We start from the raw sequence: 13,261 nt of genomic DNA on the forward strand, positions 1-13,261 counted from the left end.
CCCGAGGTCGCCGACGCCGGACTCGGCGCCGAGTAACACGCGCAGAAGCCCACCCATCCCCGCTCCCAGGAGGTGACGACCATGGCCACCACGCTTGCCAAGGCTGCCGAAGACCCCACGGCGCTGTCGCACGCCGCCCGTATCGAGCATGTCTCGAAGTCATTCGCCGGACCGGCCGGACAGCAGCTCGTCCTGGACGACATCTGCCTCGATGTCGCTCCCGGCGAGTTCGTCACCCTCCTGGGGGCTTCCGGGTGCGGCAAATCCACCCTGCTCAACCTGGTCGCCGGGCTGGACAGGCCTACCGCCGGGTCCATAGAGACCCCCGGCGGCCGGCCGGCCCTGATGTTCCAGGAGCACGCCCTCTTCCCGTGGCTGACCGCGGGCAAGAACATCGAACTGGCCCTGCGGCTGCGCGGGGTCCCGAAGGCGGAGCGCCGTGAGGAGGCCGAGCGGCTGCTCGGGCTCGTCCGGCTCGGCGGCGCGTACCGCAAGCGGGTGCACGAACTGTCCGGCGGTATGCGCCAGCGCGTGGCCCTGGCGCGGGCGCTGGCGCAGGACAGCGATCTGCTGCTGATGGACGAGCCGTTCGCGGCGCTCGACGCGATCACCCGTGACGTGCTGCACGACGAGCTGACCCGGATCTGGCGCGAGACGAACGTCTCGGTCCTCTTCGTCACCCACAACGTGCGTGAGGCCGTACGGCTCGCGCAGCGCGTGGTGCTGCTGTCGTCCCGCCCCGGCCGGGTGGCCCACGAGTGGACGGTCGAGATCCCCCAGCCGCGCCGTATCGAGGACGCCGCCGTCGCGGAGCTGTCCGTCGAGATCACCGAACAACTGCGTGGGGAGATCCGCCGCCATGGCCAGCACTGACACCACCGATGAGGTCGCCAAGGTCGCGGGCAAGGTGACCGACAGGGACACCAGGCCCGCGCGGACCGACGACATCGCCGGTCTCGAGGCCGGCCTGGACGCGCTCGACGCGGTCCAGATCCGCCGCACTCCGGTACGCCAGGTGCTGGTGCAGAAGGTGCTGCCCCCGCTGTTCGCCGTGGCGCTCGTGCTGGTGGTGTGGCAGGTTCTGGTCGAGCTGCGGGTCACCGACGACTACAAGCTCCCGCCGCCGTCCGCGGTCTGGGACAGCGTGTCCGAGATGTGGCTGCAGGGCACCCTGCTCGAGGTGGTCTGGACGAGCGTCTCGCGCGGACTGCTCGGCTTCCTCCTGGCCCTCGCCATCGGTACGCCGCTCGGACTGCTGGTCGCCCGGGTCAAGTTCGTCCGCGCCGCCCTCGGTCCGATCCTGTCGGGTCTGCAGTCACTGCCGTCGGTGGCATGGGTCCCGCCCGCGGTCATCTGGCTCGGCCTGAACGACTCGATGATGTTCACGGTGATCCTGCTCGGCGCGGTCCCGTCGATCGCCAACGGCCTGGTGTCCGGTGTCGACCAGGTACCGCCGCTCTTCCTGCGCGCGGGCCGCACCCTCGGCGCCGTCGGGCTGAAGGGCACCTGGCACATCGTCATGCCGGCTGCGCTGCCCGGCTATCTCGCGGGTCTGAAGCAGGGCTGGGCCTTCTCCTGGCGCTCGCTGATGGCCGCCGAGATCATCGCCTCCTCGCCCGAACTGGGCCTGGGCCTGGGCCAGCTGCTGGAGAACGGCCGCAACAACTTCGACATGCCCGGGGTGTTCCTCGCGATCATCCTCATCCTGATCGTCGGTATCGCCATCGACCTGCTGATCTTCAGTCCGCTGGAGCGGTGGGTGCTGCGCAGCCGCGGTCTGCTCGTCAAGAACTGAGTCCCTGATGTACGGCCCCGCACTCCTCGTCATCGCCCACGGCAGCCGCGACCCGCGGCACGCCGCGACCGTGCACGCCCTCGTGCGACAGGTTCGCGCGCTGAGCCCGGGACTCCGGGTGTCGACGGCGTTCCTGGACTTCAACGCACCGTCGGTGCCGCAGGTGCTGGAGCGGATGGCGAACGACGGCGTACGGCATGTGGTGGCCCTGCCGCTGCTGTTGACCAGGGCCTTCCACGCCAAGTCCGACATTCCGTCCGTCCTGGGCGAGGCCAGGGCCAGGCACCCCCGGCTGCGGATCACCCAGGCAGAGGTCCTCGGCCCTTCCCCGCTGCTGCTGGACGCGGTGGAGCGGCGGCTGTACGAGGCAGGGCTCACGCCCGCCGACAAGCGTTCGACCGGGGTCGTCCTGGCCTCGGCGGGCTCCTCCGACCCGGAGGCGATCGCAGTGATCGCTGAAAATGCGCGGGAGCTGCGGCACACCGGTTGGTGCGCCGTGCGACCTGCGTTCGCCTCCGCATCCCTTCCCCGCACCGAGGACGCCGTACGTGCGCTGCGTGCAGAGGGAGTGCGCCGGGTGGCGGTGGCACCGTACGTCATCGCCCCGGGCCGCCTCCCGGACCGTATCGCCGACGGCGCAGAAGCGGCGGACGCGGACGTACTCGCGGATGTGCTGGGGCCCTCCCCCGAGCTGGCCGCTCTGCTGCTGGAACGCTATGAGGAGGCCCGGCAGGCCCCGGTGCTCGCGGCTGCGGCAGGCGCCTGAGGGCCTCTCCCCGTGACCGCCCCCGCCGGCGTCCCGCCCATCGGGCCGGGTCTCATGGCCGTCCGTGGGGATCCCGTCCGGTCGCGGCGAGAGCGCGGTCGAAGAGACCTGCCGAATCCGGTACCGGTACCGGTGCGGCGAAGCCGTCGTACCGGCGGTAGATCTCCGCGTGTTCCCGGACGACGTCGAGGACCAGCCCGGCGGCCGGGTCCGTGATCCGGAAGTCCTGTCCGGTGGAGCGGGCCAGGTCCCATCCGTGGACGGCCAGTTCCTTCACGAGGAGCGAGGCGATACCGCTCGCCGGCATCGTTGTGAACCCCAGGTCGATGTCGCCCTCCCACACCGCCGGGTCCGACCAGGCGGCGAGGGCCCGGTCGAGCTGGGCGGCATAGCGCTCCGCCCAGTCGGGCTCCGCGGTGAAGTCGCGGGCCGTGAGCTCCTCGGGCAACTGCTTGCGCAGGGCGCGGTGTTCGAGGCCGTGGGAGGTGTACAGGACGAGGTGGTTCACCAGGTGCCGGACCTCCCACCGCGCGCAGGTGGAGGGAGTGGACAACTGGGCGGCGGTGACACCGCGGGCGACCCGCGCCGTTTCGGCGGCGCATTCGACGAGGTGGGGACGGATGTTCTTCATGTCCGGGACGGTAGGCCGCGCTGCGGCGCCCGGTCTTGAACAAACGCGACGCGGTCCCCGGCGGATCAGTCGGTGTTCAGCTTTCCGGTGCGGGTGCGCTTGAGCTCGAAGAAGTCGGGGTGTCCCGCGAGGACCCGGAAGCTGTCGAAGAGCCTGCCCGCCTCCTCGCCGCGCGGGACGGAGTTGAGGACGGGCCCGAACCATACGGCGCCGTCGACATGGATGGTCGGCGTGCCGACGTATCCGCCCGCGGCGGGGTCCGTGCCCGCCTCGTGACTGCGGCGCACCGCTTCGTCGTACGCCGTGTCGTGTGCCGCCGCGGCGAGTGGCGCGGGCAGTCCGGTCTCCGCGAGGGCTTCGGCGATCACGGTGTCGAAGTCCTCGGCCTTCTGCTGGTGGATACGGGTGCCCAGGGCGGTGTACAGCTCCCGCAGAACCTGTTCTCCGTGCTGTTCCGCCGCGGCGACCGCGACCCGTACCGGGCCGACGGACCGGTCGACCAGGTCCCGGTACCAGTCGGGGAGCTCATTGCCGATGTTGTGGAGATGGAGGCTCATGGGGCGGAAACGCACATCGATGTCACGCTGCTTCTCGACCTCCAGGATCCAGCGGGAGGTGATCCAGGCGAAGGGGCAGGCCGGGTCGAAGTAGAAGTCGACGGTGGCGGTGTGGTCGGTCGTCATGGATGAGACCCTAGGCGCGGAGTGTCCCCCTGCCCCGGGCCAATCCGTGCCCACGTGCCCGGGCCAATCGCGCGCGCGTGCACGGGCCACGGCCGTTCAGCTCCCGGGATGCGGTGGCCGTACCTCCACGAAGCGGTGGCGGCCTCGTCCCCGGTACAGGAGTGCGTCCCAGCCGAGACGTTCCAGCGTCCGTACGCACTCCGCGAGCGCACGCTCCTCCTCTCCGGCGGCCCCGCTGCCGTGCGGTCCGAGCCACTCGACCGTGACCTGTTCCGGCTCGTCCTCCGCCGCCCGCACCCGGTATCCCGTCGCTGTCCGACGGCCGGACGCGTCGACGGCGGACGGGGGGATGCCGGCGGCTTCGAGGGCGAGCGAGACGGCCCGCACCGTCCGGCCGCGCTCCCAGGGCGCCGGTACGGCCTCCGGGTCGGCGGCGCCGGTGTTCGTCAGACGGCGGATCTGCAGCATCCCCTCGAACGCGATCCGCACCTCGGCCGCCCGTTCCTGCGCGGCCCGCGCGCCCAGGGCCCGTGGAGGTCCGTCACCGTCGTCATGCATGAGGTCGACGATAGGCCGCGGCACCGACACCGCCGTCCGGCGCCGGGCGTGGCTCGGCTCGCCCATCCGGAGGAGAACCCGGCCGGGGCCGGGATCCCGCCGCGGGATGAGGACATGTCTGCCCTGCGGTGACACGACCGTGGCAGTCCGGTGACGGACGCGGCGAGGACCTGGAGCACCATTGCGGCAAGGAGGCCGACATGTCGATCTATTACCACAAACAGATCACCATCATCCCGAAGCTGATGCACCTGAGCATCAGCACCCACGGCTGGTCGGTACGCTTCGGGACACGCCGCGCGAACGTCACGCGGCACAGCGGCGGTCGCCACGACGCGTCGGCGCGGCTGCCCGGAGGCTTCAGCTGGCGCCGGAGCTCTCGTCGGCGCTGAGACCGGCACCGAACGGTGTGCCCTGGCGGAAGTAGAGCAGCCAGGTGTCCCCGGTCCGCCGCCACAGTGAACTGCGGTGGGAGCGGCAGCCGTTCGACTCCCCGACGAAGGTCAGATGCACGACGTCGGGGGCGAGTTCGGTCCCCTTCATGTCCGACGCGGTGATGGGTCGGAACGCCCGGGCTCCCTGCTGGACGAGCGCGTCGATGGTGGAGTCGCGGTCCCAGCGCCGGCCGCACGTGCCGATCTCCAGGAATTCCGGGTGCAGCAGTCCGGCGAGCAGCGCCGGACGGGTGCGGACGACCGGGTCGAGCAGGCGGATCTCGCCCTCGATGGCCGCGGTGACGGCCGGGCTGTACGGGGACGGCTCAGGCATCGGTCGTCTCCCCTGTCATGTCGGCCAGCCTGACGACGGTGTTCCAGTTGCGGCTCGTGGCGACGATCCCCTCGTACAGGGCGGGTCTGGCGAGCACTGCCGCGAGCTTGGAGCGCCCGAGCCCATCGGGGGCGTACAGATAGAGGGCGCGGTCCCCCGGCCGGAACTCCTCGGGGAGGAAGGCCTTCGCGTCGATGGAGGCGAGCCGGCCGGGATCCACGTTGTCCGAGAGGTAGGTGACGTGGAGCTGCTTGCCCTCCAGTCCGGCGGCCGGGAAGGGGCAGTCCTCGACGACGGCCCGGAGATAGGGACCTCCGCGGACCAGGAGGTCCACGGCGAAGCCGAACCTCCGCTCGACGGCGCGGCCGATGTCCGCGGCGATCCGCGCCTCGTCGCGCATCGCACTGGTGAAGGCCGCGTTGCCGCTCTGGAGATACGTACGGACGTCGCCATGCCCGAGCTCTGCCAGCACGGCGCGGAGGTCGGCCATCGGGACCTTCCGGTGTCCGCCGACGTTGATCCCGCGCAGCAGCAGCGCATACGCATAAGTCTTCGCCATGGTCACACATTAGAGCGGCCGCCGTGCCCCGTGGGGGAGGGCACGGCGGCCGCCGGTTCATGAGCCGGCGTCGATCAGCTGATCACTCGACGACCTTGAGGAGCTTGTTGGGCGTACCCTCGCTCGCGTTGCTGATCTTGTCGGGCGTGGCGCCGTCCGTCAGCGCCTTGGCGACCTGCTCCGGGGTGGCGTCCTTGTGGCCGGCGAGGTAGACCGCGGCCGCACCGACGACGTGCGGAGTGGCCATCGACGTACCGGAGATGGTCTTCTTGCCCTCGTCGCTGTCGTTCCACGCGGAGGTGATGTCCGAGCCCGGGGCGTAGATGTCCACGACCGAACCGAAGTTGGAGAAGTCGGACTGTGTGTCGTCCTTCGTCGACGAGGCGACGGTGATGGCCTCCTTGACCCGGGAGGGGGAGCCCTGGCCCGCGTCGCTCGACTCGTTGCCCGCGGCGACACCGAAGGTGACACCGGCGGCGATGGCCTTCTGGACGGCTTCGTCCAGCGCCGGGTCGGCGCCGCCGCCGAGGCTCATGTTGGCGACGGAGGGGCCCTGGTGGTTCTTGGTCACCCAGTCGATACCGGCGACGACCTGCTCGGTGGTGCCGGAGCCGTTGTCGTCGAGAACACGGACCGCGACGATCTTCGCCTTCTTGGCGACTCCGTGGGAGGCGCCGGCGATGGTACCCGCCACGTGCGTGCCGTGGCCGTTCCCGTCGTCGGCGGAGTCGTCGTTGTCCACGGCGTCGAAACCGTGAGTTGCGCGGCCCTCGAAGTCCTTGTGGGAGACACGGACTCCGGTGTCGATGACGTACGCCGTGACGCCCTCGCCGGCGCCGTCCGGGTACGTGTACTTGCTGTCCGCAGCCGTGTCGGCCTGGTCGATCCGGTCCAGACCCCAGGACGGCGGGTTCTCCTGGGTGGCGTTGATGCTGAACTTCTTGTTCTGGACGACCTTGGCCACGGCCGGGTCGGCGGCGAGGCGCTTGGCCTCGGTCTCCGAAAGCCCGCTGGCGGAGAAGCCGTTGATGGCGGAGCTGTAGTTGCGCTGCAGCTTGCCGCCGTACTCCTGGGCCAGTTCCTGCTTGTTCGCCTTCTCGTCCAGCATGACGATGTAGCTTCCGGCGACGGCACCTTCGGCATTCGCGCCATAGATCTTGCCTTCGACGGGCGCGGTCGCGGCTCCGGCGAAAGATGTGTTGAGTACGGTCACTCCGGCAGCGGCGGCCACGGCGGTGATCGCCGCGGTGAGCTTGGTCCTGCTCGCGCGCTTGTGAGTTGCCATGAAGAGGGGTCTCCTCGCCATCAATTTGTGGGGGGATTGGCCTCCGGAAGGAAAATCTCCGGGGGCTGCCTCGAAACCCTGACCGATTGTCGCGCTCAGATCAAGACCTTCATCCAGCTGTAACTTGATCAACAAAGGTTCGTAATACGAAATCGGCCAGGGCTCCACAACTCGGACTCCCCGTTGAAGTTCCTCTACACCTAGGGAAATTCGGGTGAGAAAATGTGCCCACTTTGTAATTGCCGTGTGACCGTGGAGAATTTGGGCAAACGCGAGCGGGCGGACCGGAACCCGAGGGATTCCTGGCCCGCCCGCTCGTCGGTAATCAGGGCAGACGCCCAGCGTCTTTCGTTCGGATCAGGCCGGATCGGTGAGCGGCGCCAGGGCACGCGAGCCCGGCAGGATCCGAACGGAGAGGCCCTAGGAGAGTTCCGCCTCGATCAGGTCGGCCGCGCGCCGCGTGCCGCCCTCGGTGGCCATCGCGGCCCTGAGCTCCTCGAGACGCCGCCCGACACCGGGGTCGCCGACGAGGGCGAGGACCGCCTCGCGGAGAGTCGCGGCATCGGCCTCCTCCATGGGGACATGCCGGGCCACGCCCAGTGAGACGAGCATCTCGGCGTTGCCGAACTGGTCGACGGCCTGAGGGACCGCCACCATGGGAGTGGCCGTGGCGAGGCCCTCCTGGCTGCCGCCGGCACCCGCGTGGGTGATAAACGCGTCCGCCTGCCTGAGAATGGCAAGCTGGGGCACCCAGTTGCGGACTTCGACGTTCGCCGGCACATCGCCCAGCTCGGCCGGGTCCACGAACTTGCCGACCTGCAGCACCACATGCCATCCGGGCAGATCACCGAAAGCCTTCACACATTCGCGGTAGAAGTCCGGCTGTTTGGTGAAGGCCGACCCGAGCGAGACGAGCAGCACCTTCTCCGCGTCCGCCGGCCGCTGCCACTCACCCTGTTCCGCGCGATCGCCCTGGCAGGCACCGACGAAGGAGTACACCCCCTCGTCGACCCGGTCGGCGTTCGGCTGAAGTGCCCTGGGGATCAGGACGATCGACCGCCGCGGACGCCCGACGAACGGGTCCGGGTGGGTGCCGATGCCGTTGTCGGCGAGCCACGCCTCGAAGCGGGCGTAGTACGCCCTGCCGCGTTCGGTCGCCCTGAGCCCGGCCGCCATCGGCTCGCCCACCTCCTTCTCGTACCCCTCCCAGGCGACGAGGTTCGGCGAGAGGGACACGGCGGGCACGCCCCATCGATGGGCGAGCACGGGCGCCGGGTACGAAGTGATGTCATGGAGGACCAGATCGGGCTCGTCCCCCTCGAAGGCCGCGGCCAGTTGCGGCAGCGCCTGGACCGCATCGTCGAGGAAGGGCTCGATGTTGTCGATCAGTTCGGTTCCCCACGCCTCCGGCTCGTCGTCGGTCGGCAGCGTGGAGGTGTAGATCACCGGAGTGGCGCCGGTGGCGGCGACCTTCTCGGCGAAGGACGGCGGAATCGCGTAGCTGACACGGTGCCCACGGGCCACGAGCTCCCGGATGACCTCGAGGCTCGGGTTCACGTGCCCGTGGGCGGCGATGGAGAACATGGCGATATGGGCACGGTTGGGTCGGGTCATGTCCTCAGCCTATGCGAGACGATACGTCTCGTGCGAATCGAATCGCGGGCGGCGCACGGCGACGGCCCGGCGGTGCACGGCGACGGCCCGGCGTGCGCCGAACGGTCTCGTGAGCGCCACCGGCGGGGATGCGAGAATCCGGGCCATGGACGAGACACGCGCGCGGGCGGTACTGGACGCGACCGGACTGCCGCGGGACGGAGCCCTGCTGGCCCTCGGGGAGAACGCGGTGTTCATGGCCGGGGATGTGGTGGTGAAGGTCGGGCGGAGCGCGGAGCTGCTGGAGCGCGCGGAACGCGAGCTGGCGGTGGCCGGGTGGCTGGAGGCCGCCGGGGTCCCGGCGGTACGGGCCGCAGAGCCGAAGGCCCGTCTGGTGGAGGGCCACCCGGTGACGGTGTGGCACCGGCTGCCCGAGGCCGTGCGTCCCGCCGAGGCGCGGGACCTGGCACCGCTGCTGCACCAGGTGCACGCGCTGCCCGCTCCGCCGTTCGCGCTGCCGGCACGGGAGCTTCTGGCCGGTGTCGACCGGTGGCTGCGGCTGGCAGGCGACGCGATCGATCCGGCGGAGGCGGCGTATCTGCGGGAGCGGCGGGACGGTTTCGCCGCGGCGGCGGCCGCACTGTCACCGCATCTGCCGCCGGGCCCGATCCACGGCGACGCACTCCCCCGCAACGTCCACGTCGGACCGGCCGGCCCTGTCCTGGTCGACCTGGAGACCGTCTCGTCCGACTTCCGCGAGCACGACCTCGTCGTCCTCGCCCTCTCCCGCGACCGCTACGGCCTCGCGGCCGAGGCGTACGACGCCTTCACCGCGGACTACGGCTGGGACGTACGCGAATGGCCGGGGTGCGGCGTTCTACGGGGCGCGCGCGAAACGGCCGGCTGCGCCTGGGTCGCCCAGCACGCCCCGTCCAACCCGAAGGCGCTCGCCGAGTTCCGCAGGCGTGTGGCCTCCCTGCGCGAGGACGACCCCGAGGTCCGCTGGTATCCCTTCTGACGGCATCTGCCCCACCGTCGGCACCCGGCACGCCGCGACGGTGCGTCACATCGGGCCGCCGTACGGTCCCGGGCCGCGGGGCGCGGAAAGTGGGGGCGGGGCAGAGGGCGTGCCGCACCCGCCCGCGAACCGTCAGCCGCCAGTCAGACGTCAGCGGGAGACCGCTGCGCGTTCACGCAGCGGCCAGGAACCGTCCACCACCGCGTCCGGGGTGCCCTTGCGGCGGAGAAACTCCTGGAAGTCGGCCGCCCACTGCGCGTACCAGCCGATCTGACGGGTGTGCAGCTCGGCGGGTGCCAGCGCCGCGACCGACGCATGGCGCTCCGCTATCGCGCGGGCCACCTCGACCGCCGCCAGGGCATCCGCCGACGCTTCGTGGGCGTCGTCCAGGACGACCCCGTACTCCCCGCAGACCGCCTCCAGCGTGCGCTTCCCCCGCCGGTAGCGGTCGACCGCACGGTCGATCGTGTACGGATCGACGACCGGTCCGATCTCCGCGCCACCCAGCCGTTCCGAGAGGGACGGCAGCCCGTGCCGGGCCAGTTCGGCCGAGAGAAGCGTCAGATCGAAGGCCGCGTTGTACGCGACGACCGGGATGTCCTGCGCCCAGTGTCCCACCAGCGTGTCGGCGATCTGGCCCGCCACCTCGCCCGCCGGACGGCCCTCCGCCGCCGCCCGCTCGCTGCTGATGCCGTGGATCGCCGACGCCTGCGCCGGGATACTGATCCCCGGGTCCGCCAGCCAGGTCCGCCGCACGGTCGGCTCACCCTCCCGCACGACGACGACCGCCGCGGTCACGATGCGCGCGTCGAGCGGATCCGTACCGGTCGTCTCCAGGTCGAAACCGGCCAGCGGCTCACGGTGCCACGTCATGTGGTCCCCCCTCGTCTGTGGTGCTGACGAAAACTCTCGCACGCGGCACTGACAGTCAGGACACCGGCCGGGAATCGGCCCATACCGACTCGAATTCCTCGCGGTACGTCTGGAACAGCCCGTGCTCGGCGTCCTGACCCGTCCTCACCACCGACCGTCCGCCACCCCGCAGCACCAGCACAGGAGCCTCCATGCCCCGTGCCCGCCGCAGATACGACTGCACGACGGCCAGCCCGTCGGCACCGTCCCCGTCCACCAGGTACGCCGTGAACCGGGGCGTCTCGTCGAACACATTGATCTCGAAGGCACCCGGGTCACGCAGCTTCGAACGCACGCGCCGCATATGGAGGATGTTCATCTCCACCGAGCGGCTCAACTCGCCCTTCTTCACGCCGAGTTCCCGCTCCCGCCGCTTGACGGCGCTGCTGGCCGGATTGAGGAAGAGCAGCCGCACACGGGCACCGGACTCGGCGAGTCGCACCAGTCGCCGTCCCGAGAAGTTCTGCACGAGCAGATTCAGCCCTATGCCGATGGCGTCGAGGCGCCGCGCGCCCCCGAAGAGGTCCTCGGCCGGCAGCTGCCGCTGGAGGCGCACCCGGTCGGGATGGACGGAGACCACGTCCGCGTACCGGTCCCCCACCAGGTCCTCCACCGCGTCGACCGGCAGCCGGTCCGCCGACGGCACGCCCGCCCCGCTGCCGAGGATCTCCAGCAGCCGGGCCGACGCCCGTTCGGCCTGGGCCAGTACGGCCTCGTTCAGCGCCCGGTTGCGGGAGACCACATTGCGCGCGACCTCCAGCTCGTCCAGCGCCAGTTCCACGTCGCGCCGGTCGTCGAAGTACGGCTCGAAGCAGGGCCAGTGCTGGACCATCAGCTCCCTGAGCTGCGGAAGGGTCAGGAAGCTGAGCACGTTGTCGTCGGCCGGGTCGAGGAGATAGCCCTTGCGGCGCGAGACCTCCCGTACGGCGACGGCGCGCTGCACCCACTCCTGGCCTGCCGGGCCGGCGGCCGCGACGACCCAGTCCTCGCCGTGCACGGGCTCGTAGATGGGACGGAGCACGGCGGCCACGACCGCCCGGAGCCGCTGCTCCACCAGGTTCAGCCAGATGTAGGCCCGGCCGGCCCGTTGGGCGCGCGTACGCACTTCGCTCCAGGCGTCCGCGCTCCAGTCCAGTTCCGGTCCAATCTGAGATCCCAACTCGACCGGCCGGGCGAGCGACACCGCCCCGGGCGGGACGTCGGCGGAGTCCCCCTCGTGACCAGCGTCACCAGGGGGCAGCTCCAGCCCTCCCGAACTCACCCGCGCACCGCCTTCCCGCTCCCCCTCCAACGATCAAGGAAGAGTACTCCGCCGACGGGAGGCGGTGCAGCCGGATCGGCATGGTCTTCTCTCAACGACCCAGCGGAGGCGCCCCGTTCTGGTTGGCGAGATCGTCCGGAGTGAGCGGATTCATAGCGGTTACGTCCCTCGGCGCGAGCTGGAAACCCTGCCAGTGGACCGGCATCGGCTGCTGGTCCTCGTCCCGGGCGACATGGTGGAACCCGATGTTGACCCAGGCGACCGGGTTGGTCAGCGTCTCGCCGTTGACCCACTTGTCGACGCTCTTCGGGGCGCCCCGCCCGCAGTTGAGGGTGTTGTTGCTGGCGAACTGCTCGCAGGCGCGGTTCTGGGTGAAGTAGACGTCGTGCTTGGTGAATTCGCGGCCGGCGTGCTTGGAGGTGGGACCGGGCACGATCTCGTACGAGCGGGCGTGGCCGTCCTTGTTCTTGCCGGTGGCGCTCACGACGCGCCACCAGCGCATCGCCCTGGCGTCGCCCGCGAGCTCCTTGGTGACCGGGGTACGCGTGGTCTTCGTCTTCGGGCTGCCGTTCCCGGTGGGCGGGGTGACCTTGGAGTCGAACTGCTCGATCCGGTCCTTGGGGTTCCCGTCGAGACCGAAGTTGAGCCGCCAGAACACGTTGTGGCTGTGGCTGGTGGCGTAGTCCTTGGCACCCTTGCCGATCGGCCAGCCACGGCCGTCGCCGGCGTTGTAGTCGCCCGGCGAGAGGCTGCCGGTGGCGCCGACGTTGGCGGATATCGTCCCGTCGGAGGAGAACCGCCACTCGGTGATGTACTCGTACCAGGAGACCTTGTTGACGGTGTAGAGGAGCATGTCCTTGCCCTGGGCCTGCCAGACCTTGGTGCCCTCGTCGTTGGCCAGGCGGTAGGCGTGGCCGCGTGAGCGGGTGGTCATGCAGAGGCCACTGACCTGGCCGGTCTCCGGCACCTTGACCTTCTTGATGGTCCCGCCGGGGCACTCGGTGGGCTTGAGGTTCTGCAGGCCGTAACCGAAGCCGAAGCCGGTGAGGTCGTCGTACTCGGCCTGGGCGTCGTCGTAGGGGACGTGGATCTGGGCGAGCTTGGCGCTGTTGAGCACCTGGATCGGGCGCGGCTCGCCCTTCGGCTGGTAGCTGACCTTGTCCAGGACGAGGCCGGCGGAGGTGTCGTAGTGCCAGCACATGCGCCAGGTCGTGCCGCCCTCGAGGGTGGACGTGATCTGGTAGGGCGCACTGCAGGGCAGCGCCGGGGCCGGCGCCTGCGGGGCCTTGGCGGCGGCAGTGGCCGCGCCGGGGGCCGCGGCGGTCAGCGCGCCGCCCAGCAGGACCGCGGCGGCGAGCACCGAGGCAGGCTTGCGGGCGTGCGGAAATCTGCTCTTGTCCATGCGAAGAGGAACTCCCTCGGACGGTGGTGC

At 70.4% G+C, this 13,261-nt stretch carries 15 protein-coding genes; 5 read left to right on the forward strand and 10 right to left on the reverse strand.

Features of this window, described 5'->3' with window-relative positions; all coding sequences use genetic code 11:
• Nucleotides 1-81 precede the first annotated feature (81 nt).
• Genes ACFU5O_RS25355 through ACFU5O_RS25365 form a run of 3 tightly spaced genes read left to right on the forward strand, consistent with a single transcriptional unit; the run spans nucleotide 82 to nucleotide 2,561 of the window.
• The gene (locus tag ACFU5O_RS25355; protein WP_384244097.1) at nucleotides 82-873 is read left to right on the forward strand and encodes an ABC transporter ATP-binding protein; all 792 of its coding nucleotides are present in this window, start codon (nucleotides 82-84) and stop codon (nucleotides 871-873) included.
• A complete protein-coding gene (locus ACFU5O_RS25360; protein ID WP_384244098.1) occupies nucleotides 860-1,795 on the forward strand; it encodes an ABC transporter permease in 936 nt (311 codons plus the stop codon). Before ACFU5O_RS25355 ends, ACFU5O_RS25360 begins: the two co-directional genes overlap by 14 nt.
• A gap of 7 nt (nucleotides 1,796-1,802) precedes the next feature.
• Complete coding sequence (locus ACFU5O_RS25365) at nucleotides 1,803-2,561, forward strand: sirohydrochlorin chelatase (protein WP_384244099.1); 759 nt, start codon at nucleotides 1,803-1,805, stop codon at nucleotides 2,559-2,561.
• A gap of 52 nt (nucleotides 2,562-2,613) precedes the next feature.
• Here ACFU5O_RS25365 and ACFU5O_RS25370 read toward each other — a convergent pair whose 3' ends face one another.
• The 3 genes from ACFU5O_RS25370 to ACFU5O_RS25380 all read right to left on the reverse strand — a co-directional run bounded on the left by ACFU5O_RS25370 (nucleotide 2,614) and on the right by ACFU5O_RS25380 (nucleotide 4,433).
• Nucleotides 2,614-3,192, reverse strand: a complete 579-nt coding sequence (locus ACFU5O_RS25370; protein WP_384244100.1) for a TIGR03086 family metal-binding protein — start codon at nucleotides 3,190-3,192, stop codon at nucleotides 2,614-2,616.
• 65 nt (nucleotides 3,193-3,257) lie between these two features.
• Entirely contained in the window at nucleotides 3,258-3,875 is a 618-nt protein-coding gene (locus tag ACFU5O_RS25375) for a DsbA family protein (RefSeq protein ID WP_384244101.1), read from the reverse strand.
• A 96-nt stretch (nucleotides 3,876-3,971) separates the two neighbouring features.
• Nucleotides 3,972-4,433 (reverse strand): hypothetical protein, encoded by a 462-nt coding sequence (locus tag ACFU5O_RS25380; RefSeq protein ID WP_384244102.1) that lies wholly within the window; start codon nucleotides 4,431-4,433, stop codon nucleotides 3,972-3,974.
• A 200-nt stretch (nucleotides 4,434-4,633) separates the two neighbouring features.
• Here ACFU5O_RS25380 and ACFU5O_RS25385 point away from each other — a divergent pair, with 200 nt between their 5' ends.
• Nucleotides 4,634-4,825, forward strand: coding sequence for a DUF4236 domain-containing protein (locus ACFU5O_RS25385; RefSeq protein WP_384244103.1), 192 nt, complete (start codon nucleotides 4,634-4,636; stop codon nucleotides 4,823-4,825).
• Here the strand turns inward: ACFU5O_RS25385 and ACFU5O_RS25390 are convergent.
• The 4 genes from ACFU5O_RS25390 to mgt form a co-directional block, all read right to left on the reverse strand.
• Nucleotides 4,794-5,201, reverse strand: a complete 408-nt coding sequence (locus ACFU5O_RS25390; protein WP_384244105.1) for a DUF4440 domain-containing protein — start codon at nucleotides 5,199-5,201, stop codon at nucleotides 4,794-4,796. The two genes, ACFU5O_RS25385 and ACFU5O_RS25390, sit on opposite strands and share 32 nt — an antisense overlap.
• Entirely contained in the window at nucleotides 5,194-5,760 is a 567-nt protein-coding gene (locus ACFU5O_RS25395; protein WP_384244106.1) for a DUF1697 domain-containing protein, read from the reverse strand. Before ACFU5O_RS25395 ends, ACFU5O_RS25390 begins: the two co-directional genes overlap by 8 nt.
• 82 nt (nucleotides 5,761-5,842) lie before the next feature.
• Complete coding sequence (locus ACFU5O_RS25400) at nucleotides 5,843-7,045, reverse strand: S8 family peptidase (RefSeq protein WP_384244107.1); 1,203 nt, start codon at nucleotides 7,043-7,045, stop codon at nucleotides 5,843-5,845.
• Nucleotides 7,046-7,465: 420 nt separating this feature from the next.
• Nucleotides 7,466-8,659 (reverse strand): macrolide-inactivating glycosyltransferase, encoded by a 1,194-nt coding sequence (gene mgt, locus ACFU5O_RS25405; protein WP_384244108.1) that lies wholly within the window; start codon nucleotides 8,657-8,659, stop codon nucleotides 7,466-7,468.
• A gap of 145 nt (nucleotides 8,660-8,804) precedes the next feature.
• On the opposite strand from mgt, the gene ACFU5O_RS25410 reads away from it, so the two are divergent.
• Complete coding sequence (locus tag ACFU5O_RS25410) at nucleotides 8,805-9,656, forward strand: phosphotransferase enzyme family protein (RefSeq protein ID WP_384244109.1); 852 nt, start codon at nucleotides 8,805-8,807, stop codon at nucleotides 9,654-9,656.
• A gap of 150 nt (nucleotides 9,657-9,806) precedes the next feature.
• Here the strand turns inward: ACFU5O_RS25410 and ACFU5O_RS25415 are convergent, their stop codons facing one another.
• From ACFU5O_RS25415 to ACFU5O_RS25425, 3 genes are all read right to left on the reverse strand, one after another.
• Nucleotides 9,807-10,529, reverse strand: a complete 723-nt coding sequence (locus tag ACFU5O_RS25415) for a 3'-5' exonuclease (RefSeq protein ID WP_384244110.1) — start codon at nucleotides 10,527-10,529, stop codon at nucleotides 9,807-9,809.
• Nucleotides 10,530-10,584: 55 nt separating this feature from the next.
• Nucleotides 10,585-11,829: an SAV2148 family HEPN domain-containing protein gene (locus ACFU5O_RS25420; RefSeq protein WP_384244112.1), complete on the reverse strand. Its 1,245-nt coding sequence runs from the start codon at nucleotides 11,827-11,829 to the stop codon at nucleotides 10,585-10,587.
• Between the two features lie 91 nt (nucleotides 11,830-11,920).
• Entirely contained in the window at nucleotides 11,921-13,231 is a 1,311-nt protein-coding gene (locus ACFU5O_RS25425; protein WP_384244113.1) for a copper amine oxidase, read from the reverse strand.
• Nucleotides 13,232-13,261 lie beyond the last annotated feature (30 nt).

The organism is Streptomyces sp. NPDC057445 (assembly GCF_042802855.1).
GTDB lineage: Bacteria > Actinomycetota > Actinomycetes > Streptomycetales > Streptomycetaceae > Streptomyces.